At 57.7% G+C, this 24,312-nt stretch carries 20 protein-coding genes and 1 other RNA gene; 11 read left to right on the forward strand and 10 right to left on the reverse strand.

Going from position 1 to position 24,312, the window contains the following annotated elements; genetic code table 11:
* Window positions 1–65: 65 nt before the first annotated feature.
* The 4 genes from L6D81_RS29530 to L6D81_RS18925 all read left to right on the forward strand — a co-directional run bounded on the left by L6D81_RS29530 (window position 66) and on the right by L6D81_RS18925 (window position 6,143).
* Complete coding sequence (locus tag L6D81_RS29530; RefSeq protein WP_276574217.1) at window positions 66–827, forward strand: site-specific DNA-methyltransferase; 762 nt, start codon at window positions 66–68, stop codon at window positions 825–827.
* Window positions 760–2,064 (forward strand): DNA methyltransferase, encoded by a 1,305-nt coding sequence (locus L6D81_RS18915; protein WP_276574219.1) that lies wholly within the window; start codon window positions 760–762, stop codon window positions 2,062–2,064. The genes L6D81_RS29530 and L6D81_RS18915 overlap by 68 nt, the downstream gene beginning before the upstream one ends.
* A complete protein-coding gene (locus tag L6D81_RS18920; protein WP_236181441.1) occupies window positions 2,048–4,807 on the forward strand; it encodes a restriction endonuclease in 2,760 nt (919 codons plus the stop codon). Before L6D81_RS18915 ends, L6D81_RS18920 begins: the two co-directional genes overlap by 17 nt.
* 334 nt (window positions 4,808–5,141) lie before the next feature.
* Window positions 5,142–6,143, forward strand: a complete 1,002-nt coding sequence (locus tag L6D81_RS18925) for a restriction endonuclease (protein ID WP_236181442.1) — start codon at window positions 5,142–5,144, stop codon at window positions 6,141–6,143.
* Between the two features lie 106 nt (window positions 6,144–6,249).
* Here the strand turns inward: L6D81_RS18925 and ssrA are convergent.
* The 7 genes from ssrA to L6D81_RS18960 all read right to left on the reverse strand — a co-directional run bounded on the left by ssrA (window position 6,250) and on the right by L6D81_RS18960 (window position 14,754).
* Window positions 6,250–6,639: a transfer-messenger RNA gene (gene ssrA / locus L6D81_RS18930) on the reverse strand.
* Between the two features lie 95 nt (window positions 6,640–6,734).
* Window positions 6,735–7,013: a hypothetical protein gene (locus L6D81_RS18935; protein WP_236181443.1), complete on the reverse strand. Its 279-nt coding sequence runs from the start codon at window positions 7,011–7,013 to the stop codon at window positions 6,735–6,737.
* A 130-nt stretch (window positions 7,014–7,143) separates the two neighbouring features.
* Complete coding sequence (locus L6D81_RS18940) at window positions 7,144–9,966, reverse strand: FAD-binding and (Fe-S)-binding domain-containing protein (RefSeq protein ID WP_236181444.1); 2,823 nt, start codon at window positions 9,964–9,966, stop codon at window positions 7,144–7,146.
* A complete protein-coding gene (locus L6D81_RS18945) occupies window positions 9,963–10,634 on the reverse strand; it encodes a LutC/YkgG family protein (RefSeq protein ID WP_236181445.1) in 672 nt (223 codons plus the stop codon). Before L6D81_RS18945 ends, L6D81_RS18940 begins: the two co-directional genes overlap by 4 nt.
* Entirely contained in the window at window positions 10,634–12,088 is a 1,455-nt protein-coding gene (locus L6D81_RS18950; RefSeq protein WP_236181446.1) for a LutB/LldF family L-lactate oxidation iron-sulfur protein, read from the reverse strand. The genes L6D81_RS18945 and L6D81_RS18950 overlap by 1 nt, the downstream gene beginning before the upstream one ends.
* Window positions 12,085–12,909, reverse strand: coding sequence for a (Fe-S)-binding protein (locus tag L6D81_RS18955; RefSeq protein ID WP_039769136.1), 825 nt, complete (start codon window positions 12,907–12,909; stop codon window positions 12,085–12,087). The genes L6D81_RS18950 and L6D81_RS18955 overlap by 4 nt, the downstream gene beginning before the upstream one ends.
* A gap of 150 nt (window positions 12,910–13,059) precedes the next feature.
* Window positions 13,060–14,754, reverse strand: a complete 1,695-nt coding sequence (locus L6D81_RS18960; protein ID WP_236181447.1) for a lactate permease LctP family transporter — start codon at window positions 14,752–14,754, stop codon at window positions 13,060–13,062.
* Between the two features lie 262 nt (window positions 14,755–15,016).
* Here L6D81_RS18960 and L6D81_RS18965 point away from each other — a divergent pair, with 262 nt between their 5' ends.
* The gene (locus tag L6D81_RS18965) at window positions 15,017–15,784 is read left to right on the forward strand and encodes an FCD domain-containing protein (protein ID WP_236181448.1); all 768 of its coding nucleotides are present in this window, start codon (window positions 15,017–15,019) and stop codon (window positions 15,782–15,784) included.
* Between the two features lie 50 nt (window positions 15,785–15,834).
* Here the strand turns inward: L6D81_RS18965 and smpB are convergent, their stop codons facing one another.
* Window positions 15,835–16,317: an SsrA-binding protein SmpB gene (gene smpB, locus L6D81_RS18970; protein ID WP_007953781.1), complete on the reverse strand. Its 483-nt coding sequence runs from the start codon at window positions 16,315–16,317 to the stop codon at window positions 15,835–15,837.
* Window positions 16,318–16,436: 119 nt separating this feature from the next.
* Here smpB and L6D81_RS18975 point away from each other — a divergent pair, with 119 nt between their 5' ends.
* The 3 genes from L6D81_RS18975 to L6D81_RS18985 are packed head-to-tail and all read left to right on the forward strand — an operon-like array spanning window position 16,437 to window position 18,589.
* Window positions 16,437–17,840 (forward strand): sodium-dependent transporter, encoded by a 1,404-nt coding sequence (locus tag L6D81_RS18975; RefSeq protein WP_236181449.1) that lies wholly within the window; start codon window positions 16,437–16,439, stop codon window positions 17,838–17,840.
* 7 nt (window positions 17,841–17,847) lie between these two features.
* The gene (locus L6D81_RS18980; RefSeq protein ID WP_003221509.1) at window positions 17,848–18,282 is read left to right on the forward strand and encodes a type II toxin-antitoxin system RatA family toxin; all 435 of its coding nucleotides are present in this window, start codon (window positions 17,848–17,850) and stop codon (window positions 18,280–18,282) included.
* Window positions 18,275–18,589: an RnfH family protein gene (locus L6D81_RS18985; protein ID WP_236181450.1), complete on the forward strand. Its 315-nt coding sequence runs from the start codon at window positions 18,275–18,277 to the stop codon at window positions 18,587–18,589. The genes L6D81_RS18980 and L6D81_RS18985 overlap by 8 nt, the downstream gene beginning before the upstream one ends.
* 61 nt (window positions 18,590–18,650) lie before the next feature.
* Here L6D81_RS18985 and L6D81_RS18990 read toward each other — a convergent pair whose 3' ends face one another.
* The gene (locus L6D81_RS18990; protein ID WP_236181451.1) at window positions 18,651–19,178 is read right to left on the reverse strand and encodes an outer membrane protein assembly factor BamE; all 528 of its coding nucleotides are present in this window, start codon (window positions 19,176–19,178) and stop codon (window positions 18,651–18,653) included.
* Window positions 19,179–19,275: 97 nt separating this feature from the next.
* Here L6D81_RS18990 and fur point away from each other — a divergent pair, with 97 nt between their 5' ends.
* Window positions 19,276–19,680: a ferric iron uptake transcriptional regulator gene (gene fur, locus L6D81_RS18995; RefSeq protein ID WP_003221515.1), complete on the forward strand. Its 405-nt coding sequence runs from the start codon at window positions 19,276–19,278 to the stop codon at window positions 19,678–19,680.
* Window positions 19,681–19,754: 74 nt separating this feature from the next.
* On the opposite strand, the gene recN is transcribed toward fur, so the two are convergent.
* On the reverse strand, window positions 19,755–21,428 hold the full coding sequence (gene recN / locus L6D81_RS19000; protein WP_236181452.1) for a DNA repair protein RecN: 1,674 nt from the start codon (window positions 21,426–21,428) through the stop codon (window positions 19,755–19,757).
* Between the two features lie 240 nt (window positions 21,429–21,668).
* On the opposite strand from recN, the gene grpE reads away from it, so the two are divergent.
* Window positions 21,669–22,238 (forward strand): nucleotide exchange factor GrpE, encoded by a 570-nt coding sequence (gene grpE / locus L6D81_RS19005; RefSeq protein WP_192563470.1) that lies wholly within the window; start codon window positions 21,669–21,671, stop codon window positions 22,236–22,238.
* A gap of 102 nt (window positions 22,239–22,340) precedes the next feature.
* Window positions 22,341–24,257 (forward strand): molecular chaperone DnaK, encoded by a 1,917-nt coding sequence (gene dnaK / locus L6D81_RS19010; RefSeq protein WP_236181453.1) that lies wholly within the window; start codon window positions 22,341–22,343, stop codon window positions 24,255–24,257.
* Window positions 24,258–24,312 lie beyond the last annotated feature (55 nt).

The following is a 24,312-nucleotide window of genomic DNA, read 5'->3' on the forward strand; positions in this document are numbered from 1 at the left end:
TTGAAACGCGAGCGGGCGACTAGGTATAAGCTTCTCTCAGGGAGCAATCTGATCGGATGGACAGAATGAGCGAAAACAAGCAGGCTGGAACCGTCGAACATGAGGTTTCCCACGTACCTATCGAAACGAGGGACGGCCAATCTGAATTGCTAAATCAACTCCGAGACTTGATTCCAGGTGCTTTTCCAGACGGTGAGCTCGACCAAGGATCACTTCTATCCGCGTTGGGGCTCGTAGAGCCAGCCCAAACTTTTTCCTTCACCTGGCCGGGTATGGCCCAGGCTCGCACTGAAGCTCGAGCACCGACCACTGCAACGCTTGTACCAGACCGAGAAGCATCGGTTAACTGGGATACGGCCGGGGATATTCTGATTGAGGGCGACAACCTTCAGGTCTTGAAGCTTCTGAAAAACGGCTATGCAGGTGCGGTGAAACTTATATATATCGACCCTCCCTACAACACTGGCGATAGCTTCACCTACAACGACGATTTCTCTGTATCGGAAACTGAGTACCTGGTCGCGACTGGGCAAGTCGATGAGCGGGGACAAGCCACAACTGCCAAAAAAGAAAAGACCGGACGTAAACACGCGCCCTGGTTAACAATGATGTCTGCACGGCTCGCAGTGGCACGGCACATGTTGCGCAGGGACGGCGTATTCTTGGCTTCTATCGACAGCAACGAAGTTCACCACCTGCGTCTGCTGTTGGATGCGGTTTTCGGCGCTGAGAACTTCGTCGACATGATGACTTGGCGCGGTGCGCGCAAAGGCGACGCTAAGCTTACGGGGGGGGGGGCAGGATTACATCCTTGTCTATGCCCGTGATCGTGAGTGGCTGCGCACCAATGATATCCGCTGGCGTGAGCGCAAAGAGGGGCTCGAATCGGTCTACGCTAAGGTCAACGAGCTACGTAACGAATACGGCTCGGACTATGAGGCAGCAACCAAGGCTTTGAAAGAGTGGTACAGATCCCTAGCTGACGAGAACCCCTCCAATGCCCACAGTCACTACGACCGTATCGACGAACGAGGCATTTGGTTTCCCGACAACATTTCCAGTCCGAACTACCGTGAGAACCTCATCTATGACTGGAAGGGTTACAGCCCGCCAGACAACGGTTGGCGCTACGAGAAATCCAAGATGGAGGAATTGGACGCGGACGGTCGTCTGATCTATCCCAAGGACAAGAGCAAGCGTGTGCAGATTAAGGCGTATTTACACATGCGGGAAACGTGGGCACCCTCATCGGTCTTCTACCGTGACCGTCGTGCCGCTTCAAGGCAGCTCGACGAACTTATGGATGCCAAGGTATTTGACGATCCAAAGAGTCCCGACGTCCTCGCACGTCTCTTTCACTCATTGACGGGGGATGGTGATCTCATCCTTGACTTCTTCGCCGGATCGGGTTCCTCGGGTCAAGCGGTGTGGGAGCAGAATCCGAAAGACGGTAACACCCGTCGCTGGATTTTGGTCCAGCGGCCCGAGATCCCGGACGCATCAACTGAGTCTGGAAAGAATGCATTGAAAGCCGGCTACGAGACAATTTTTGAGATTACTGCGGAACGGCTGCGGCGGGTTGCCACGCAAATTGGCGGTGGACTTGGCTTCCGACTGTTCAGAGCCAGAGAAACCAACCTGGTCATCGAAAAGCAGGTCTTCGCGAAAAAGGGGCAAGACGCTAATGAGCAGCTAAGCATGATGCTGTCTCATGCTGGGCAGACGCCAGTGAAGGATGATGCGGATCCTATTGCGGTTGCCTGGGAAATTGCGTTGAAGGCTACCAATAGTCGATTGGATGCTCGCGTGTCTGTACACGAGCATGAGGGCATCAAAGTCTACGAGTTCTGTCAGTTCGCTGCGGATGGGGCTGGCTCTGGACGACTTTTGATTTGCCTAGACGCTTTCACCTTCGATACGGCGGAGCACGTAGGTCTTACGGAAAAGGACACTCTAATCCTACGCGGAGACAAGGTAGATAATGCGGTTACTCTGACACTTGCGCCTCGTTTGCGCTCCAAATTGATTCTGCTAGAACGGGTGGCTCGTGAAGTTTCGCTTTGATGATCAACCCCACCAGGCGGCGGCTATTGATGCCGTCATTGATTTGTTCGAGGGTGCCTTGCTTCCGCCCAATAATGTTATTGCTGGGCAGGCTCCTGGCGCCGAAGGGAACCAAGGTTTCCAGTTAAATGGTCGCCTGCTTGCCGAGAATTTGAAGGCGGTTACTGCCCGCGAAGAAGTGGACACGCAGGATACCCTCGTGCTCATGACCGAAGGGGATTTGCAGGATAAGGAGCGCGAGTTTCCCAATTTTTCGGTTGAGATGGAGACGGGGACGGGCAAGACCTATGTCTACATTGCCACGGCTTTGCGTCTGGCCGAAGCTTATGGCTTGCGCAAGTTTGTCATTCTGGTTCACTCAGTTGCGATCCGCGCGGGTGTGCTGAAGACTTTCGAGCAGACTTACGAACACTTCCGTAGCAAGTTTCCGAACCTGCCATATAACTGGAGCGTCATGGGAGAGAGCCGTGGTCTCGAGGATTTCATTGATCCATCTTGCACTGTGCAGTTTCTGGTTACCAGCATCCAGCTGCTGGACAAGCCCGACACGAATACTCTGTATTCGTCGCCCGAGCAGTCTCGTATTTGGGGTGAGTCCACCTCGGGGATCGAGCAGATCGCCAAATCGAAACCTGTAGTTCTGATCGACGAGCCGCAAAATATGTCCACGGCGTTGCGCAGGCGGGCCATCGCGACCCTCAATCCACTAGTTGCGTTGCGCTACAGCGCGACACACAAGGAAACCTTCAATCTCGTTCATCGCCTTGGTGCTAAAAGAGCAGCCGAGATCGGTCTGGTAAAGCGAGTAGCCGTTAAAGGCGTCGTGGCGGGGTCTGATGGACAGCCTTATTTGCATTTGAAGAAAATCACAAGCAAGGCCAAGAAGCTCTTTGCATCATTGATCATCGACAAAGCAACGAATGATGGAGCACAGCGTACAGAAATCATTGCAGTGGTAGGGGATAACCTTTTCGAAGAGTCCGGACATCTAGAGCAATACCGTGGGCTGGTCATCGACAATATTCTACGTAAGCCCGATCAAGTGGTGTTCGAGAACAAATTGACTGTAAAAGTCGGCGAAGAAATAGGGGTCGACCAGTTGGCGACTTGGCGTGATCAGATTCGGCAGACGATCCGCGCGCATCTTTCCCGTCAGGCCACCTTAGACGCCGCTAAGGAGGATGTAAAAGTCCTCTCGTTATTCTTCGTGGAGCGAGTTGCCGATTATGTTGGCGAGAGTGCCCCTTTGCCGGGAATGTTCGATACCATCTTCATTGAAGAATGGTCCAGAGCTGGTCTGCCTAAGGCTCAGATGCCAGATCCAGCGGAACTGAGGGTGGCCTACTTTCCCTCAACTAAGACTGGCGTTTTAAAAGATACGAAGGGTGGTCTAGCATCAGACTCGGATTTAGAAGCCAGGGCTTATAAGGAGATCATCGAGCACAAGGAGCTTATCCTCGACAAAGCCAACCCGCGTGCTTTTATCTTCTCCCACTCGGCCTTGCGGGAAGGCTGGGACAACCCGAACGTCTTTCAGATCGGCTTCCTTCGACATACCCGATCCGATACCGAACGCCGTCAGCAGATCGGACGCGGTCTTCGATTACCAGTTGATCAAAGCGGCAATCGGATAATGGACTCCGCTTTGAATCGATTGACACTTGTTGTTGATGAATCATTCGCCGAGTTTCGGGACGGTCTCAATGCGGAATACTTAGCCGCCGGCGGAAAGGCAGGAACGGCACCTGAAGTCGAGAACGCGGACTCGGAGGTGATCATCCGTAGACGAGCTGCGATGTTCCAGAGCCCCGAATTTACGGAGCTTTGGAACCGCATCCGTTACAGGGCCGCCTACCGAGTATCGGTGGATACGCCGTCCCTCGTTGCCATTGTTGCTGTATCCGAACACTTGGAAAGCCTGAAGTTTATCAAGCCGCGGGCCAATATCGTGCAATCTGCCGAGCTCATTTACGATGAGAATGGCTGGATAATAACCGACGATGGCTCCGTCAACCATGGTGCGGGAGAGAGGATAATTCTGGTTGGTCAGCGTCTACCTAATGTTGTGCAATTGGTTGAAGATCAGCTGCTCTATGGCAAGTTTCCTCTTCAACTCACTCGTCCGACTGTTGTCGCCATCCTAGAAGCGATTCCTGATGACTTAAAGGTGGGTGCTGTTCATGACCCTGACCGCTGGGCTCGCGTAACTGCCCAAGCTATTCGCGTTGTGGTTATAGAGCAAATGGTACAGAACATCACCTACGAGCCCACGGATAGGGAAACGTGGTGGGATGCCAACGTGGTTTTTCTTGAAGTGGAGACCAAAAGCGCGCCTAGAACCGAAGCCGGCAAGCCTGCGCCACAGTCTGGGGTGGCTCCAGCTCCAGATGGAGGCGTAAACCTATTCGATCATGTCGATTACGACAGTCACGTCGAGCGGCGATTTGCCGAACAACTAGAAAACGATGGAAGTAGGATCAAGCTATTTACTAAGCTGCCACGCCGATTCAAGGTGAAGACCCCAGTGGGTGAGTATTCGCCGGACTGGGCAATTGTTTGCGATGAGAACGGAACGGAACGTCTATATCTCGTACGTGAAACCAAGGGCACTCTGAATCTCGACGATCTAGATTGGGACGAGGCCATGCGTATTCGCTTTGCCAAAAAACATTTCGATGTCGCATCTAACGGTGCGGTGGACTTTAACCATACGACTGACAAAGACGGGTTACGGATTATGTAAGCGAGGCTGGCTCGGTTTTGTAGTGGTCTCGCCCCTACGAGCGAACGTCAGGCCTTGATATGGTTACAACCTTGATCCTGCACGAGAGCTGCGGCCTCGCGTTTTGCCTCAGCGGAAAAGGAAGGACGTTGTTTGGTCATCAAACACCTCTATCTGGCGAGCATCCTCGCCTAAATAGATGTCCGGTTTCATTAGGCCACTACATGGCAACGATACTAAGACGACCGGCAGAGCTACGGCACTATTTGGCCGCTGTAATCGTGCTTTTCGTTCACACAAACGCTCACCATTGCTACATTCTCACCTCGAATTCATGGAAATAACGAGTGTCAGCATGCCAGCGATGTGGATGATCCGAGGTGACGGCGGCCGTCTCTATGACGATTTCAGGGATCGCAATATGGCGGCGATTGGTTGGGCTCAACTGGCCCCTGAGGCCAAGCCAGGTGTTTCTCGGAAGGCGTTGATTCAGGCCTATAAAGACCTCCAGCCAGGGATTAAGGACGGGAGTGCCGTATCTGGTGCTTCACAGGTATTTCGTTTCGTTAACGAAATCAGCATTGGCGATACGGTCGTTACGTATTCTCCCGCGAACCGAACGTATCTGGTCGGTCGCTTCACTGGCGAATGCCAGCTTCGCCCAGATCTGGCGGATGATGGGATGTCTTTAACCAGGTCTGTTGAGTGGTTCCCGCAGGAGGTTGATCGCGACAAGCTCACTGGCGCGAGTAGAAACAGTCTGGGATCTACGCTGACCGTATTTAATGTTGCAGAGGTTGCTCAGAAGGAGTTGCTGGCCCTCGCTACTGGTGAAAACGTCTCTGCTACGCCGAAAGATCTTATTGAAGACTCAGAGGCTCTGGAAGACCCGTTGAAGGGTGTTCAAGAGATCGCCTTCGAGCGGATCAAGGACCAAATCAACGGTTTGGATTGGGCTGAAATGCAGGAGCTGGTAGCTGGAATCTTGCGTGCGATGGGTTACAAGACGCTCGTTTCACCGGCCGGTGCTGATAGGGGCAAAGACATCATTGCATCCCCTGATGGTTTTGGATTTGAGCCGCCACGTATTGTTGTGGAGGTTAAACATCGAAATGCCCGGATGGGGAGTAGTGAGATTCGTAGCTTCTTGGGCGGTAGGCACAAGGATGATCGCGGGTTGTATGTCAGCACTGGCGGGTTCACCAAGGAGGCGCTTTATGAGGGAGAGAGGGCCCATGTCCATCTGACAATGTGGACGCTGGATGAACTGGCTCGCACGTTGATGGCTCATTACCCGGCTACCGATCCTGAGACTAAACGATTGGTGCCGTTGAGCTATTTTTATATGCCTGCGTAAAAAGGCCTCGTTGGCCGAAATAGCAGGTGCTGATTTCAAATTTCCAAAATCAGCACCGAATCGCAGGCACAAAAAAAGACGTCCATGGACGTCTTTTTTGTCTATTTGGTGGAGCCGGGGGGATTTGAACCCCCGTCCGCCAGTACTCCGCTGTCGGTACTACATGCGTAGCCGTGTCTATTAAGTTAACCCTCAGCGACCCGACGGGCAGGGTGCTTTGGGCGAGTTGTGTAAGTTTTAGCCGCTTCGTCCACAACGTACTGCACGGCGATTCTGTTCTATATGACAATCATTTTGGGTTTACAGACATCCCCTGATGATTGCTGGACCCGAAGGTACCAGGAGTGCATGTCAGCTGCAATTAAGCAGCGAGAGCAGCACCGTATTGGTCGTCATTGGCAACTATAAGTAGTTGCAACAGTGGATTTACGACTTCTGTTACCAAGTCGGCATGCACCTAGAGTTTCGCAACCGGCGTCGAATCCTAAACGGCCCCGAGCCTGGCGCTCTGTGTGGCTTATGAGCAGCAAGCCTGCGCAGTGTACGCCAAACGGCTCACAAGGCCAACCCGAAGGTTGGCCTGAGCGTCGATCAATTGTTGGTTCCGCTGGTTTTGCGGATTTCCAGAATGGTTTGCTGGGTTTCAGCCACGCATTCGTCGATCTTGCCCTGGGCCTTGAGTGCCTGGGCTTTTTGCACGCTGGCTTCTACCCGTTGATTCAGGTCGGGTGAGGCCATTGCCTGCGCCTTGGCGTTGTTGAGGGTTTGCAGATTGGCATCACACAGGTCAGCGGGCTTGTCGGCAGCGAACGAAGCCGACGCCATCATCGAGGCAGTAACGAACAGACCTAACAGTACAGAACGTTTCATGTGAATCTCCTTGAACTGAGGGATCCAGACTTCGCTGGCCGTCAGGACGGGCAACCGAATGGAGGAAAAGCCCCGATTGTTCGGGGCCTGATCTGTGGACTGCGGTCGCTCGCAAGGGTTCTATTTTTCTTCAGAGGGCGGTTGCCGGGGCTTTGGCTCGGGTCACCCGGTCCACCAAATACACCAGACCGTGGTAGTCGATGCCGCCGTGTTGCGTCAGACCGATCTCACAGGTGCGGCTGGTGGAAATCCCTTCGCTGCACTGTTGCACCGCATCCTTGAGTGTTCGCAGCGAATGGCTGTTGAGCTCCGGTGTGGTGAAACCCTTGTCGCCAGCGAAACCGCAGCAGTGAATGCCTTCCGGGATCACCACGTTCTTGCTGCATTGGCGCGCCAGTTCAATCAGCGCCTGGCTTTCCCCAAGGTGCTGAGTGCTGCAGGTCACGTGAACGGCAATCGGTGCTTCCTGCGGCGTGAAATCCAGACGATCCATCAGGTGCGTACGAATGAATCGCACAGGGTCATACAGATCCAGACGAACATTTCCCACATCCTGCACCAGCCGCAACGTGCAGGGGCTGGTGTCGCAATAGATCGGATCGAGCCCGCCGCGACTGGCCTGGAGCAATGCGCCGATCAGCTCCTGACGCTTGTGTTCGGCCTGTTCGGCGTAGCCCTTGGACGCGAAGGGCTGGCCGCAGCAGAGGTTGTCCAGGTTGTCCGGGAATACCACCTGATAACCGGCCTTTTCCAGCAGACCACGGGTTTTGTCGTACAGCGACATCTGCTCCTTGTCGCCCGCCGCCGGTCCCATCACCCGCGAGACGCAGGCCGCCAAGTACACAACGCGCGGGCGTTCGTCCGACACGGCCGGGCTGAAGCGAATGGCTTTTTCCGGCTGCGGCATCGCGTGGGTCCACAGCGGCACCTGACCTTTGGACAGCCGCGTCAGGGTGGCCGACAGCTTCGCCAGGCGCGGTGCCCCCAACAACATCCGCGCACCGTTGGCCACATGCAGAGTGAAACGCGCACCTTGCAGGGTGGTGGCGAAGTTTCCTTCGATCAGGTTGGCGGTTTTCGTATGGGTTGCGTGACGGCTGCGCAGCTTTTTCACCAGCTCGCCGGTATTGATTCCCACGGGGCAGCGTTGCGCACACAAACCGGTCGCGGCGCAGGTATCGATGCCTTGGTACTCGTAGGCTTTTTCCAGTTCGTTGGTGTCGATCCCGGCGCGTTTTCTTGCCTGAATATCGCGCCAGATCACGATGCGCTGACGCGGGCTCAGGGTCAGGCCTTTTGAAGGGCAGACCGGCTCGCAGAAACCGCACTCGATGCATTTATCGACGATCTCGTCGGCCGCCGGCAGCGGTTTCAGGTGCTTGAGGTGGATCTGCGGATCTTCGCTGAGCACCACGTCCGGATTGAGAATGCCGTTGGGGTCGAGCAGGCGTTTGAGCTGCCACATCAACTGATAGGCGTCGCTGCCCCATTCCAGTTCGACGAAGGGCGCCATGTTGCGTCCGGTGCCGTGTTCCGCCTTCAGCGAACCGCCGAACTCCACGGCCACCAGTTGCGCCACGTCGTCCATGAACGCCTGATAGCGTGCGACTTCTTCCGCGCTGTTGAAGCCTTGGGTGAAGACGAAGTGCAGATTGCCTTCCAGCGCGTGTCCGAAAAGGATCGCTTCGTCGTAGGAGTGTTTGTCGAACAACTCGATCAAGCGGTTTACGCCGATGGCCAGTTGCTCGACCGGGAAGGTCACGTCTTCGATGATCACCGTGGTGCCGGTTTTGCGCACCGCGCCAACGGCAGGGAAGGTGTCCTTGCGGATCGCCCAGAGGCGGGCGTTTTCGACCGGGTCTTCGGTGAAGTCGACCTGTTTTTCAACCGGGAAGGCGCTGAGCGACGCCATGATTTGCGTCAGTTGTTCCTGCAGCAAAGTGGAAGACGCGGCGCGGGATTCGATCAACAGCGCGCAGGCATTGTTCGACAGCTGCTGTACGAAAGCCGGCATGCCGGGTTTGTCCTGCACTGATCGCAGGCTGCGGCGGTCGAGCAGTTCCACGGCGGACACCGGTTGGCTTTTCAGCACGGTGACGGCGTTGCAGCAGGTCTCGACGTCAGGGAAAACGATCAGCGCCGAGGCCTTGTTCGGGTGGTCGATCACTGTGTCGTAGGTCACCGCGCTGATGAAGCCGAGGGTGCCTTCGGAGCCGACCAGCAAGTGGCTCAAGATATCCACAGGCTCATCGAAATCCACCAGGGCGTTGAGCGACAGGCCGGTGGTATTTTTCAGACGGTATTTGTGGCGGATTCGCGCGGCCAGTTCGGCATTGGCGCGGGTTTCGCGGCCCAATGTTGCCAAGCGTTCCAGTAGTTCGCGGTGGCTGACTCGAAACGCCTCGACGCTGGCGGCATCTTCGGTGTCGAGTCGCGTGCCGTCGGCCAGCACCAGACGAATCCCGGCCAGCGTGTGATAGGTGTTTTGCGCAGTGCCGCAGCACATCCCGCTGGCGTTGTTGGCGACGATGCCACCGATTTTGCAGGCATTGATCGACGCCGGATCCGGACCGATCTTGCGCCCGAATGGTGCGAGCCATGCGTTGGCCTGGGCACCGATCACGCCCGGTTGCAGGCGGATTTGTGTGCCTTGGCCTCGGATTTCGCGAGCGTTCCAGTTATCTCCAAGCACGATCAGCACCGAATCGCTGATCGCCTGTCCGGACAGGCTGGTGCCGGCGGCGCGGAAGGTCACCGGGACCTGATCGCGCTGGGCCAGTTTCAGCAGCGCCACCACTTCATCTTCGGATTCGACGCGGATCACCAGTTGCGGAATCAACCGGTAGAAGCTGGCATCGGTGCCGAAAGCCAGGGTCGACAGCGGATCGTCGAAACGCCGTTCGGCAGGAATCAATTGCTGCGCATCGCGCAGGAAAGTCGCCGGTAAGGTCATTGGTCCTCCAGGATCAACACCACCAGGTCTTTCGGGCCGTGGGCGCCGTAGGCCAGGACTTGTTCGATGTCGGCGGTCTTCGAGGGGCCGGAGACCAGCAGCGCGTTAGTCGGCATGCCTTGTGCCCACTCGAATTCCTGCTGCACCTGATAGAAGTTGTCGCGGATCTGGCTGGCCTTGAGCAGGGCGAAATGCACCGGCGGCACGAGGCTCATCAGCCGTGGTTCTTCGCGGGTCGGCCACAGAATCAGGCTGCCGGTGGCGGCAATGGCGCCGAGGGTGCCGGTGAGGCTGGCCGGGGTGTCGTTGAACAACTCGGCTTTCCACTCTTCCATCGGCCGGTCGTAGGATTTCAGCTCTGGTAGCTCAGGATTGTTCGCCCAGTGTTGTGTGATGCGCTGCCCGTGGGGCGTAGTCGGTGCGATCAGCAGGCTCGGCAACTGGCGGTCGCGCAGCAATTGCGCCAGCAGCGCCGGCCACCCATCAGCGGAAGTCAGGTGGATCTCGGTGTGCACCGCTTCCATCAGTTTGCGCAGTTGCGGGATCCGTTGTTCGGCACTGTAGGTGTAAGGCTGGGTCACCAGATCGACGTCGAAGTTGTCGGCAATCGGCGTGGTGCCGGTCAGACTTTTGCGCAACTTGCCGAGGATGTTTTGTTTGGCGCTCATCAACGGTCTCCTCGTTTGGCCAGGTGTTCGCGAGCCATGTCATGCAATGAACGGGCGGCGGGTTTCGGCGCGCTGTGATTCTGCGTCCACGGGCCGACATTGTTCGGCGCCAGCGCGCGCAGACGTGTGGCGAAAAACGCAAGCAGTCGATACAAGGTCGGCGAGCTGTTGAGCTTCGCCCAGGCGTTCCAGATGAAGCGTTCCTTGCGCGAATACTTGCTGCCCTGGCCGCGCATCACTTGATGTGGTGCGTCCGGAGCTTTGACGTTCTCTTCGCGCAGGCGGCGCAGCAGTGCGGGGATCGGAATTTTTACCGGGCACACTTCACCGCAGGCGCCGCACAGCGAAGACGCGCTTGGGTGATCCGGGACTTTCGCCAGGCCGACCATGTGCGGGGTGATGATTTTGCCGATCGGGCCGGGGTAGACCTCGCCGTAGGTATGGCCGCCCACGCGGGTGTAAACCGGGCAATGGTTCATGCAGGCGCCGCAGCGGATGCAGTTCAACGTCTGGCGCAGTTCGCTGTCGGCGAAGGCCTGGCTGCGACCGTTGTCGAGCAGCACCAGATGCACTTCCTGCGGGCCGTCGAGTTCATGTTCCTTGCGCGGGCCGGAGATCATGTTGACGTAGGTGGTGATCGGAATGCCCAGCGCCGAGCGGGTCAGCAATGACAGCAGCGGCACCACGTCGCGCAGGTTTTCCACGACTTTTTCGATGCCGGTGACGGCGATGTGCACTGGTGGCACGGTGGTGGTCATGCGGCCGTTGCCTTCGTTTTCCACCAGCAGCAGGGTGCCGGTTTCGGCCACGGCGAAGTTGACGCCGGAGACGCCGATGTCCGCTTCGAAGAATTTCTGCCGCAGGACCCTGCGACCGATCTGAATGAGTTGGTCAACGTCCTTGGTGTATTCCACGCCAAGTTTGTCGTGGAACAAGGACGCGACCTGACCGGCATTCTTGTGGATTGCCGGCATGATTATGTGAGAAGGCTTCTCGTGGTCGAGCTGGACGATGTACTCCCCCATGTCGGACTCCAGACATTCAATGTCCCGAGCCTCGAGGAAATGGTTCATCTCCATCTCTTCGCTGACCATCGATTTGCCCTTGATCACTTGCCGCGCCTCGTGAGCGCGGATGATCGAAAGGACGATGCCATTGGCCTCGTCCACCGTTTCCGCCCAGTGCACTGTCACACCGTTGCGGGTCAGGTTCTGTTCCAGTTGCTCGAGCAGGTCGGGCAACTTGGAGAGCGCACGCGCCCTGATCGAGTTGCCCAGGGCGCGCAAGTGTTCTCTTTCGTGGGCATCGCTGAACGCCGCTGCCCGCTTGGTCATCAATGAATCCATCGCGGTGCGGAAGTTGTTCCGCAACTGCGAATCGCCCAGGGCGTTGTGCGCCCGGGTGCGGAAATCTTCTTCTACGGCAACCGTAGGAATAATCGTGGAAGTGCTCATCGGGCACCTCCGGTTCGTTGCCAGAGAAAGCTCGCCAGGTGTTGCCCGCGCAGTGCTTCCTGCTGTTTTTCCAGCGAGCCGTTGATGTTCATCAGACAGCCGCAGTCGGCACTGAGTACCTGATGCGCGCCGGATTCCTTCAACGCCCGGGTCTTGTCAGCCACCATCGCGCCGGAAATGTCTGGCATACGGACGCTGAATGTCCCACCGAAGCCACAGCATTCGCTTTCGTGATCGTGGTTGACCCGTTCCACGTTGCTCAACTGCGCCAACAACTCGCGGCCGTGCAGGTGGGTGTTCATTTCCCGTCGCGCCGAACACGAGGTGTGCAGCGCCACTTTGACCGGCTCGCCGCTGTCCTTGAGCTGCACCTTGCAGACGAACAGCAGAAACTCGGCCAGCTCATAGGTACGGGCCGCGAGGGCCTGAACCTGTTTCAACGTTTCCGGCTCGTCCTTGAACAAGTCGGCGTAATGCTCGCGGATCATCCCGGCGCAGGAACCCGACGGCACCACCACCGGATAGTCCCCGGCAAACAGCGCCAGTTGCGAGCGCGCCACCGTCCGTGCCTGCTCGGTGTAACCCGAGGTGTAGGCCGGTTGTCCGCAGCAGCTCTGCCCTTGCGGGTAGTCGACCCGGATGCCCTCGCGCTCCAGCAAGTGGATCGCGTCCATCCCGGCTTCCGGGTAGAACAGGTCGACCACGCAGGTGCCGAACAGGTAGACCCGCGACGGTTTTTCGCTGGGGTATTGCCGGGGTTCGGGCAGGGGCGGTGCGACGCGAGTGGCGTTGGGCACAGCGTTGTAAAAAAGCTCGCTCATCAGGCGTGTCTCCGGGTGGGCCCGGTTATCCGTCTGTTGAGGCTGCCGAATATAGAGCGCATTGCTTTCAGCAGCCTTACAGACCGGGTTGTGAATTGCTGACGCCGGAATCACGAACCGGCGTCGGTTATTTCCATGCTTCTTGTAGTCTTAATGCACCAGCATGCCGGTGAACCAGTAGGCCTGGGCCAAAGTGATCAGGCCGACGATCGTGGCAAAGAATAGGCTGTGCTTGAGGGTGAAGCGGAACAGATCGGATTCCTTGCCCACCAGCCCGGTCGCGGCGCAGGCCACGGCGATCGATTGTGGCGAGATCATCTTGCCGGTCACGCCGCCGCTGGTATTGGCGGCCACCAGCAAGGTGTCGTTGACCCCGATCTGGTGTGCGGTGGTTGCTTGCAGCGAACTGAACAGGGCGTTGGACGACGTATCGGAACCGGTCAGGAACACGCCCAGCCATCCCAGGAATGGCGAGAAAAACGGGAACGCTGCGCCAGTACCGGCCAGCACCAGGGCCATGGTCGAAGACATGCCGGAATAGTTGGTGACGAAGGCAAACGCCAGCACCATGCCGATCGACAGAATTGGCCAGCGCAGTTCGTAGAAGGTCTCTTTAAAAGTGGTCAGACCAGTTTTGATATTGATCTTGAGCACCAGCATGGAGATCAGCGCGGAGAAGAAAATCGCCGTGCCGGTCGCGGAGATCGGGTCGAGTTTGAACACGGCCGGGATTGCGGTCGGGGCGGCAACGATCGGCGCGGTCTTGATGACCAGTTGATCAAGGTGCGGAATCGCGAAGTTGAACACCCAGGCGTACATCGAACCGCCGGCGGCGAACATGGCCTTGAAAGGCTTGAGGGTCCAGATGGTCACCAGCACGGTGAGGATCAGGAACGGCGACCACGCCTTGAAAATTTCCCCGAGGCTGTAAGGCGAAGCGACGGTGGTGCGCTTCTGGCCGAAACCGCCGACGCTGGCGGAGACCACCGAAGCGGAAACGGCGCCGGCAATGTGCTGGCCGGCGGCACGTTTTGGCTGCCAGACCTTCAGGAACAGCGTCAGCGAAATCAGGCTGGCCAGGGCCGACGTGATGTCCGGCAGTTCCGGGCCGATGAAGTTCGAAGTGAAGTATTGAGTCACGGCGAAGCTCAAGCCTGCGACCAGCGCCGCCGGCCAGGTTTCACGCACACCGCGCAGGCCGTCCATCATGAACACCAGCCAGAATGGTACGAACAGCGACAGCAGCGGCAGTTGGCGGCCGGTCATGGCGCCGATCTTGAACGCGTCGATGCCGGTGACTTGGCCGGCCACGATGATCGGAATCCCCAGTGCGCCGAACGCCACCGGTGCGGTGTTGGCAATCAGGCACAGGCCGGCGGCGTACAGCGGGTTGAAGCCCAGTCCGACCAGCAATGCTGCCGTGATCGCCACCGGCGCGCCGAACCCGGCGGCACCTTCCAGAAATGCACCGAAGCAGAAACCGATCAGCAGCACCTGCAGACGCTGGTCGTCAGTGATCGACAGCACCGAGCTGCGAATGACCTCGAATTGACCGCTCTTGACCGTCAGTTTGTACAGGAACACCGCCGCCACAATGATCCAGGCAATCGGCCACAGACCATAGGCGAAGCCATACCCGGCGGCGGCGAACGCCATGTCGACCGGCATCTGGAACGCGAAGATCGCCACGGCGATGGCCAGGGCAAGCGTGATGCTGCCGGCCACATGACCTTTGAGGCGGAACACCGCCAGGGCGAGAAAGAAGAAAACGATGGGAATGACGGCCGCGAGTGCGGACACGCCGAGACTGCCGAGCGGGCTGTAGAGCTGTTGCCAGGTTTGCATATGGGGTGGCCCCTAATTGTTGTTGGTCAGGCACTGTCAGCGTTCTTGGTTAATTGGTAAGACCAATTTACAAGTGCTGTTGGCTAGGGTAAAAGCCTTGATATCGGTGTGTCAATTTGCCGCCCTAAAACTTTTGTCGAACAACCGGACGGCCAGGCGGCTTGCACCGGTTGAATGGGCGTCATCTGGCAGGTGTCGGCGCAGCCTCGATAGGCCAGAATAGAGAGCCCGGCGAGCGGTCGGGATGGTGGAGAATTGAGTGATGGGGTTTGATCAGATACGTCAGCGCCGTTTGTCTGACGACATTGTCGAGCGACTGGAAGGGATGATTCTCGAGGGCACGCTGAAGTCCGGCGAACGTCTGCCGGCCGAGCGGACACTGGCGGAACAGTTCGGTGTTTCCCGGCCATCGTTGCGCGAGGCAATTCAGAAGCTCGCGGCCAAGGGTTTGTTGGTCAGCAAGCAGGGCGGCGGCAATTATGTCGTGGAAAGCCTCGGTTCGACGTTCAGCGATCCGCTGCTGCAGTTGCTGGAAAGCAATCCCGAGGCCCAGCGCGATCTGCTGGAGTTTCGCCACACGCTGGAGGCATCGTGTGCCTATTACGCGGCATTGCGCGCCACGGATGTGGATCGCGAGCGGCTGACGGCGGCGTTTGACGAGTTACAGGACTGCTATTCGCGTCACGACGAAGTGAGCCGGGCGGAAGAGGGCGCGGCGGATGCCAAGTTCCACCTGGCGATTGCCGAAGCCAGTCACAACGCGGTGTTGCTGCACACCATTCGCGGGCTGTTCGATCTGCTCAAGCGCAACGTGGTGACCAACATCGGTGGCATGTACAAACAGCGCACGGAAACCCGCGACATGCTGATCACGCAGCATCGGGAATTGTATCTGGCGATTATCGAGGGGCGCGCGGAACAGGCGCGTGAGGTGTCCAGCCGACACATTCTGTATGTGCAGGAAGTGCTGGAAGAGGTGCGTCAGGAAGTGCAGCGCATGGCTCGCGCCGAGCGACGCAAAGGAATTTAGAAATGACCGTTCCCGTGCAGAACGCGGGAACGGTCATTCAGGCAGAAGAATCAGTCTTCCTTGCCCTTGTTGCGCACCGCACGCTGCAACTCGCGACCGGCGTCGCGTTCGCGTTCGGTATCACGCTTGTCGTATTCCTTCTTGCCCTTGCCCAGTGCGATCTCGCACTTGACCATGTGCTTGCTCCAGTACCAGGACAGGCACACACAGGCGTAACCCTTCTGCTGCACGGCGGCGGCGAGCTTGTCCAGCTCGCGACGGTTGAGCAGCAACTTGCGGGTGCGCACCGGGTCGGCAATGACGTGGGTGCTGGCGGTCATCAGAGGCGTGATGTGGCTGCCGAGCAACCAGGCCTCGCCATCCTTGAGCAGCACGTAACTGTCGACCAGTTGCAGCTTGCTTGCCCGCAGACTTTTTACTTCCCAGCCGGCCAGGACCAGACCAGCCTCGAACTTGTGCTCGATGAAGTAATCGTGTCGCGCCTTTTTGTTTTGCGCGATGGTCCCTGTTGGGTGTTTCTTCTGTTTAGCCATAGGGGCGGCATTATATGGAGATAAACGGCTGTCGGCTACGGTGATGCTGCGTGCTTGAGCAGGTTGAGTGAATCCCGGACAATGCGGCCTCTTTTTCTAACGCTTGGGCGTGATAAACGATGTCGACAGACAAGGTTTCTGTCCACGGCAGTTGGGCTAGCCGCTGGGTTTTCATATTCGCCGCGACCGGTTCGGCCGTGGGATTGGGCAGCATCTGGAAATTCCCCTACATGGTCGGGGTCTACGGTGGCGGCGCCTTCGTGCTGATGTTTCTGGCGTGTATCGCGCTGATCGGCATCCCGGTAATGCTCGCTGAAACCCTGATCGGCCGGCGTGCCCGTCAGAGTCCGGCGAATGCCCTGAAGGTGCTGGCGCGGGAAGCCGGACACTCGGGCAAATGGTCGTGGGGCGCGTTCGCCGGGATGATCACGGCGTTGCTGATTCTGTCTTTTTACAGTGTGGTCGGCGGCTGGTCGCTGGATTACATCATTGATATGGGGCGCGGAGATTTTCAGGGCGCTACGGCCGATCAGGTCGGGGCCTATTTTGGAAATGTCATCTCCGACCCATGGCGCCTGACACTTTGGCACACGGTTTTCATGCTGCTGTCGGCGGTGGTGATCGCCAAAGGCGTCGTCGCGGGGCTTGAGCGCAGCCTGCGGATCATGATGCCGCTGCTGTTCGTGATGGTGCTGGTTTTGCTGGGTTACAGCATGACCACCGGGCATTTCATGGAGGGCGTGCATTTCATGTTCGACTTCCACCCCGAGAAAGTCCTCGACGGCTTGCTGCCGGCCATGGGGCACGCATTCTTCTCCCTGAGCGTGGGCGTGGGCTCGATCATGATCTACGGCGCCTACATGACCAAGGAAGCTTCGCTGTCCGGCACGGTCGTCGGTGTGGCGCTGCTCGATACCTTTGTTTCGCTGGTGGCCGGTCTGGCCTTGTTTCCGATTGTGTTCGCCGGTGGCTTGAACCCGAGTGAAGGCCCGGGGTTGATGTTCGTCAGCCTGCCGTTTGCTTTCGGTAATGTGCTTTTCGGCCAGTTGATGGGCGTGGTGTTCTTCGTTCTGGTGGCCATTGCGGCCTGGAGCTCGGCGATTTCCCTGCTGGAGCCAATGGTCGCCTATCTGGTCGAGCGGACTAAAATCAGTCGTACGTGGGTGACATTCTGGCTGGCGTTCACCTGCTGGTTCGTTGGCCTGGGCACGGTGTTTTCCTTCAATATCTGGAAGGAGGCCAAATTTTTCGTGAACGATGGCGGGGTGTTCCATCTCTACCAATGGGGTGCGGCCGGTGGTCTGGACTTCTTTGGTGTGATTGACTTCTTCACCTCGCGAATCATGTTGCCGCTCGGCGGGCTGTGCTTCGTGCTGTTTGCCGGTTGGGTGATGGGGCGTGAGGCGGTGCGAGACGAATTGTCGATTCGCAGCCCGGCGCTGTTTGCCCTGTCTCTGTTCTTGATGCGCTATGTGGCGCCCATCGGCATTCTTGTAGTGTTTGCCACCCAGCTCTGGAAGTGACGCTTACATGACGACACATATTCAACGATCGGCGCTGCTGCCTTATCCGGCGCAATTTCTCTACGACCTGGTCAATGACGTGGCGCGTTACCCGGAGTTTCTGCCGTGGTGCTCGTCTGCTGAAGTCCTGGAAAGCTCGCCTGAGCACATGCGCGCCAGTGTCGGCGTGGCCAAGGGTGGTCTCAGTCAGCACTTCGTGACGCGCAATACGCTGGTGCCGGGACAGTCGATCGAGATGAACCTTGAGGAAGGCCCTTTCAATCAGCTGCACGGCGTCTGGGTGTTCAAGGCGCTGAACGAGAAGGCCTGCAAGATCAGTCTGGATCTGTCCTTCGACTACGCCGGGCCGCTGGTCCGCGCGACGCTTGGTCCTTTGTTCAATCAGGCAGCCAATACATTGGTGGACGCGTTCTGCCAGCGTGCCAAGCAGATGCATGGTTGAGCCGGTGATCGAAATCGAAGTGGTGTATGCCGCCGTTGATCGTCAGGTTTTGCGTGTAATCAGTGTTGCCGAGGGTACGACGGTGCGTGCGGCGCTGATGGCGTCCGGTATTGATGCGGAATTTCCGGAGCTGGAGCTGAAGAGTTGTCCTTTGGGGATCTTCGGCAAAGTGATCGCTGATCCTGATGCCCGGCGGGTTCAGGAAGGCGATCGCATCGAGATCTATCGACCGTTGTTGGCTGATCCGAAAGAGGTGCGCCGTCTGCGTGCCGCCAAGGCTGCCGAAGCCAAGGCGCGAAATCAGTAGGCTGGTCAAACAGCAGGCAATAAAAAACCCGGAATTTCCGGGTTTTTTATTGCGTCGCACATTATTGCGGCGAGGTGTCCAGCGGTTCTGGCGTTGGAACCGGAACGGTTTCCACACCATCGACGTCCTTCTGGATCTGATCCAGCAAGGAGCCAGGCTTGGCCGGTTTTTCCGGTTTCGGCTGCTCGACGTTTTCAGCAGGCGTGGTCACGCTGGTGTCACTGTCCTTGCCGAGGATGGCTTCGTCACGGCTGACGCCTGGCATGAAGTCACCGGACAGACTGACAAGGCGGTCATTCGAGTCGAAAATGACACTCATGCGTTCCTGCTGGCGTTCACCGCCACCCGGTTGCAGGCTGTACAGATAATCCCAGCGATTGGCATGGAACGTGTCGGCAAGCAGAGGGTTGCCCATGATAAACCGTACTTGCGGCCGGGTCATTCCGGGGCGTAACTGGTCTATCATGTCCTGCGTGACGACATTGCCCTGCTGGATGTCGATTTTGTAAACCCCGGGGAATGAACAACCGGCGAGTGCGAGCAGTCCCACAAAGGTGAAACTGGTTAGCAAGAGCTTGGTGTTTTGCATCGGTGGGCGACTTCCACTATCTTGGCTGGGACAACGTAAACGCCGATCATACCCGCATTAAGAGAAGCTGCGAAGCAGCATCGCGAGAAAGCTGACCATGGTTGAAAATAGCGAACTACGCAAAGCCGGCCTCAAAGTGACCCTGCCACGGGTCAAGATCCTGCAAATGCTCGACTCTACAGAGCAGCGTCACATGAGTGCCGAGGACGTCTACAAGGCGTTGATGGAAGCTGGCGAGGATGTCGGTCTGGCCACGGTCTACCGTGTTCTGACCCAGTTCGAAGCGGCTGGCCTCGTGGTCCGTCACAACTTCGACGGCGGCCACGCGGTATTCGAATTGGCCGACGGTGGCCACCACGACCACATGGTCAACGTGGAAACCGGTGAGGTGGTTGAATTTGTCAGCCCGGAAATCGAAAAGCTCCAGAAGGCAATTGCCGAGGAGCACGGTGTCGATTTGGTGGATCACAATCTGGTGCTGTACGTACGCAAGAAAAAGTAAGATGTTGCGCGAATTTCAGGTTCGCGAAACGAACGAAGGCGACCCAAGGGTCGCCTTCGTGCTTTCTGCTGTGCTTAAACCTTTGCGGTAACGACCATCTTTTTTGCGTGCGCCAAGGACTCTTTGGTCAGATCGATGCCGCCAAGCATCCGCGCGACTTCTTCTATACGGTCATTCTTGCTCAGTTTCGAAACGGCCGTGTGAGTCGCCTGTTCACCGCGCACCTTATGCACGAACAGATGTTGATGCCCCTGAGCCGCGACTTGCGGCAAGTGCGTAACCGTCAGTACCTGTCCGCGATCCCCGAGGCGACGCAACAATTGGCCGACGATTTCGGCCGTAGGACCGCCAATGCCCACGTCCACTTCGTCGAACACCAGCGTCGGTACGCGAGAGGTCTGGGCGGTAATCACCTGGATTGCCAGGCTGATCCGTGACAGCTCACCGCCGGACGCCACTTTGGCCAGCGCCTTCAAGGGTTGACCCGGGTTGGCGCTGACCAGCAGCTCGACTTGTTCCAGGCCATTGGGTTGCAGTTCGTTGCTGTTGTTGGGGCGCAATTCGATGGTGAAGCGACCACCGGGCATGCCCAGGCGCTGGATCTCCTGCTCCACCGCGCTTGCCAGGCTGCCGGCTGCCTGGTGACGCAGCTCGCTCAGTTCCCGAGCCTTTTCCTGATAGTGGCGGGCATAGGACGCGAGTTCTTCGGCGAGGCGTTCGATGGATTCGTCGTTGGCGTCCAGCGCTTCGATTTCGTCGAGCAGCTTCTGCTGCATCTCTGCCAATTCCGTCGGCTGTATGCGGTGTTTGCGTGCCAGTGTGTAGATGGAATCCAGACGTTCTTCCAGATATTGCAGGCGCGCCGGATCGGCATCGAAGTTGTCGAGAAAGCGATTGAGTTCACCGACGGCTTCTTCGACCTGGATCTGCGCACTGGTCAGCAGGCTGCTCGCCTCACCCAGCGCGCCGACCGAGTTGTTCACGCTCGACAGCCGATTGAGGCTGGCCGTCAGGGCATTCAGCACGTTGCCGGAATCGCTTTCGCTGCATTGCTCGACCACTTGTCGGCAAATCCCGAGCAGCGTTTCGGCGTTGGTCAGGTTCTTGTGTTCCTGCTCCAGCTCTTCCAGTTCGTTTTCGCCGAGGCCGAGGTTTTCCAGTTCTTCGAGCTGGTAGCTGAGCAGTTGATGGCGCGCTCGCTGTTCGTCGCCGGAGTTGGAAAGGCGTTCCAGCTCCTGGCGGGTCTGGCGCCAGCGCTGGGCAGCCAGGTGAACCTGGCGCGCCAGATCGGTGGCCCCAGCGTACTCGTCGAGCAGGCGTCGATGGGTGTCAGTCTTGAGCAGGGATTGGTGTTCGTGCTGGCTGTGGATATCGATCAGCAGCTCGCCGAGCGCCTTGAGGTCGCCGAGCGGGCAGGGCGTGCCATTTATATAGCCGCGTGAACGACCTTCGGAAGTGATGACCCGGCGCAGGATGCACGGGCCGTCGATTTCCAGGTCGCGTTCTGCCAGCCAGGCGCTGGCCTCGGGGATGTCGGCCAGATCGAAGGTCGCCAGAATGTCGGCCTTGTCGGCGCCCGGTCGCACCACGCCGCTGTCGGCGCGATCACCGAGCGTCAGGCCCAGGGCATCGAGCATGATCGATTTGCCGGCGCCGGTTTCCCCGGTAATCACGCTCATGCCGCGATCGAGTTCGAGATCGAGATGTTCAACGATGGCGTAGTTGTGTACGGACAGGTGCACCAGCATAAAGGCCGCTCCCAGGCTTCAGGTCTGGTTATTTATACAGTGTTTTGTTTCGGGCTGACAATGCCCTCGCCTGGTTCGATGAGGATGATCCGATCAAATGCTTGTCGCGCCGGGGAATGACAATGCAGCACTTTTTTGTAGGGTTAATCGTTGTCAGCCCTTGAAGCCTGATTTTGCGGCCCCATATACCGGGGCAGAAGCGCGAATCGAACTCGCGGACGATATTGAAAGGAGAATTCTATGGCTGACGAACAGACAGTAGATACGCAAAATCCAGAAGCCAATCAGGCGCCCGAGGCTTCGGGTGATGACCTGGCGACCCGTGTACAAGTGCTCGAAGAGCAATTGGCCGCCGCGCAGGATCAATCGCTGCGCGTAGCTGCCGATCTGCAGAACGTCCGCCGCCGTGCCGAGCAGGATGTCGAAAAGGCGCACAAGTTTGCGCTGGAAAAATTCGCCGGCGACCTGCTGCCGATCGTCGACAGCCTGGAGCGCGGCCTTGAGCTGTCGAGCCCGGATGACGAGAGCATCCGTCCGATGCGTGAAGGCATCGAGCTCACCCTGAAAATGTTTCACGACACCCTCGCGCGTTATCAGCTTGTCGCTGTAAGCCCGCAGGAAGGTGAACCTTTCAACGCCGTAGAGCATCAGGCGATGGCCATGCAGGAAAGTGCTGACCTGGAGCCGAACAGCATTCTGAAGGTGTTCCAGAAGGGCTATCAGCTCAACGGTCGCCTGTTGCGCCCGGCGATGGTCGTGGTCAGCAAGGCGCCGGCGCCAGTTTCGCCTTCGATTGACGAGAAGGCTTGAAATTAGCCGCAAGGCCCCCATTTAGAAGTCAAGCGTTTAAGTATTACCGCAGTTAGCCACCACTGCTGCGGCAAAAAAATCCAAAGTTTCGGGAGAGTGAACATGGGCAAAATTATCGGTATCGACCTGGGGACTACCAACTCCTGCGTCTCCGTGCTGGAAAACGGCGTAGCCAAAGTTATTGAGAACGCTGAAGGCGCGCGTACCACGCCGTCGATCATTGCTTACGCCAATGATGGTGAAATCCTGGTCGGTCAGTCCGCCAAGCGTCAGGCTGTGACCAATCCGCACAACACCCTTTTCGCAGTGAAACGTCTGATTGGTCGCCGCTTCGAAGAAGACGTTGTACAGAAAGACATCAAGCTGGTGCCTTACAAAATCGTCAAGGCCAACAATGGTGACGCTTGGGTCGAGGCCTCCGGCAAGCAGATGGCTCCGCCGCAAATCAGCGCCGAAGTCCTGAAGAAGATGAAGAAGACCGCCGAAGACTACCTCGGCGAAGCGGTGACCGAAGCGGTGATCACCGTTCCGGCCTACTTCAACGACAGTCAGCGTCAGGCAACTAAAGATGCTGGCCGCATCGCCGGTCTGGACGTAAAACGTATCATCAACGAACCAACCGCAGCCGCTCTGGCTTATGGCATGGACAAGGCCAAGGGCGATCACACCGTGATCGTTTACGACCTGGGTGGTGGTACCTTCGACGTTTCCGTGATCGAAATCGCTGAAGTTGACGGCGAGCACCAGTTCGAAGTACTGGCCACCAACGGTGACACCTTCCTGGGCGGCGAAGACTTTGACATGCGCCTGATCGACTACCTCGTCGACGAGTTCAAGAAAGAGTCCGGCATGGACCTGAAGAACGACCCTCTGGCCCTGCAGCGTCTGAAAGAAGCCGCTGAGAAAGCCAAGATCGAGCTGTCTTCTTCTCAGTCGACCGACGTCAACCTGCCGTACATCACAGCAGATGCGACGGGTCCTAAGCACCTGAACGTGAAGATCTCTCGTGCCAAGCTCGAGTCGCTGGTCGAAGATCTGGTGAACCGTACCATCGAGCCGTGCCGTATTGCTCTGAAGGACGCCGGTATCGACGCCAGCAAAATTGATGACGTGATTCTGGTTGGTGGTCAGACTCGTATGCCGCTGGTGCAGAAGGCAGTTACCGATTTCTTCGGTAAAGAAGCACGTAAAGACGTGAACCCGGACGAAGCTGTTGCCATGGGTGCTGCCATCCAGGGTGCCGTTCTGGCCGGTGACGTGAAAGACGTTCTGCTGCTCGACGTCAGCCCGCTGACCCTGGGTATCGAAACCATGGGTGGCGTGATGACCGCGCTGATCGAGAAAAACACCACGATTCCTACCAAGAAATCGCAAGTGTTCTCGACGGCCGACGACAACCAGGGCGCGGTGACCATTCACGTCCTGCAAGGTGAGCGCAAGCAAGCCGCACAGAACAAGTCCCTGGGCAAGTTCGACCTGGCTGACATTCCACCTGCTCCACGTGGCGTGCCGCAGATCGAAGTGACCTTCGACATCGACGCCAACGGCATCCTGCACGTAGGCGCGAAGGACAAGGCGACTGGCAAAGAGCAGAAGATCACCATCAAGGCCAACTCCGGTCTGTCGGATGAAGAAATCCAGAAGATGGTGCGCGACGCCGAGCTGAACGCCGAGGAAGACCGCAAGTTCGAAGAGCTGGCCGCTGCCCGTAACCAGGGTGATGCACTGGTTCACTCGACTCGCAAGATGATCGCTGACGCTGGCGATAAAGTGACTGCAGAAGAGAAGACGGCAATCGAAGCGGCTGTGGTTGCCCTGGAAGCCGCCGTCAAAGGCGATGACAAGGCTGCCATTGATGCCAAGGTTGAAGAGCTGTCGAAAGTCTCTGCGCCGGTTGCCCAGAAGATGTACGCCGAACAGGCTCAGCCTGCTGAAGGCGCGGCACCGCACGACGAGAAGGCTGAAAAGGCTGACGATGTTGTCGATGCCGAGTTCGAAGAAGTCAAAGACCACAAGTAAGTTGTTGGTCGCCCGGTTGACTGCCTTGCGGCGGTGACTGGTAGGATGTCGCCGC

Origin of the sequence: Pseudomonas sputi (genome assembly GCF_021603585.1) — a bacterium.
GTDB lineage: Bacteria > Pseudomonadota > Gammaproteobacteria > Pseudomonadales > Pseudomonadaceae > Aquipseudomonas > Aquipseudomonas sputi.

Coding starts and splice junctions, on each gene's coding strand:
- dnaK (WP_236181453.1), top strand. CDS start 22,341: ATGGGCAAAATTATCGGTATCGACCTGGGGACTACCAACTCCTGCGTC.
- L6D81_RS18935 (WP_236181443.1), bottom strand. CDS start 7,013: ATGAAACGTTCTGTACTGTTAGGTCTGTTCGTTACTGCCTCGATGATG.
- L6D81_RS18975 (WP_236181449.1), top strand. CDS start 16,437: ATGTCGACAGACAAGGTTTCTGTCCACGGCAGTTGGGCTAGCCGCTGG.
- L6D81_RS18965 (WP_236181448.1), top strand. CDS start 15,017: ATGGGGTTTGATCAGATACGTCAGCGCCGTTTGTCTGACGACATTGTC.
- L6D81_RS18950 (WP_236181446.1), bottom strand. CDS start 12,088: ATGAGCACTTCCACGATTATTCCTACGGTTGCCGTAGAAGAAGATTTC.
- L6D81_RS18925 (WP_236181442.1), top strand. CDS start 5,142: ATGCCAGCGATGTGGATGATCCGAGGTGACGGCGGCCGTCTCTATGAC.
- L6D81_RS18980 (WP_003221509.1), top strand. CDS start 17,848: ATGACGACACATATTCAACGATCGGCGCTGCTGCCTTATCCGGCGCAA.
- smpB (WP_007953781.1), bottom strand. CDS start 16,317: ATGGCTAAACAGAAGAAACACCCAACAGGGACCATCGCGCAAAACAAA.
- L6D81_RS18945 (WP_236181445.1), bottom strand. CDS start 10,634: ATGAGCGCCAAACAAAACATCCTCGGCAAGTTGCGCAAAAGTCTGACC.
- L6D81_RS18985 (WP_236181450.1), top strand. CDS start 18,275: ATGGTTGAGCCGGTGATCGAAATCGAAGTGGTGTATGCCGCCGTTGAT.
- L6D81_RS18960 (WP_236181447.1), bottom strand. CDS start 14,754: ATGCAAACCTGGCAACAGCTCTACAGCCCGCTCGGCAGTCTCGGCGTG.
- fur (WP_003221515.1), top strand. CDS start 19,276: ATGGTTGAAAATAGCGAACTACGCAAAGCCGGCCTCAAAGTGACCCTG.
- grpE (WP_192563470.1), top strand. CDS start 21,669: ATGGCTGACGAACAGACAGTAGATACGCAAAATCCAGAAGCCAATCAG.
- L6D81_RS18940 (WP_236181444.1), bottom strand. CDS start 9,966: ATGACCTTACCGGCGACTTTCCTGCGCGATGCGCAGCAATTGATTCCT.
- L6D81_RS29530 (WP_276574217.1), top strand. CDS start 66: ATGAGCGAAAACAAGCAGGCTGGAACCGTCGAACATGAGGTTTCCCAC.
- L6D81_RS18990 (WP_236181451.1), bottom strand. CDS start 19,178: ATGCAAAACACCAAGCTCTTGCTAACCAGTTTCACCTTTGTGGGACTG.
- recN (WP_236181452.1), bottom strand. CDS start 21,428: ATGCTGGTGCACCTGTCCGTACACAACTACGCCATCGTTGAACATCTC.
- L6D81_RS18955 (WP_039769136.1), bottom strand. CDS start 12,909: ATGAGCGAGCTTTTTTACAACGCTGTGCCCAACGCCACTCGCGTCGCA.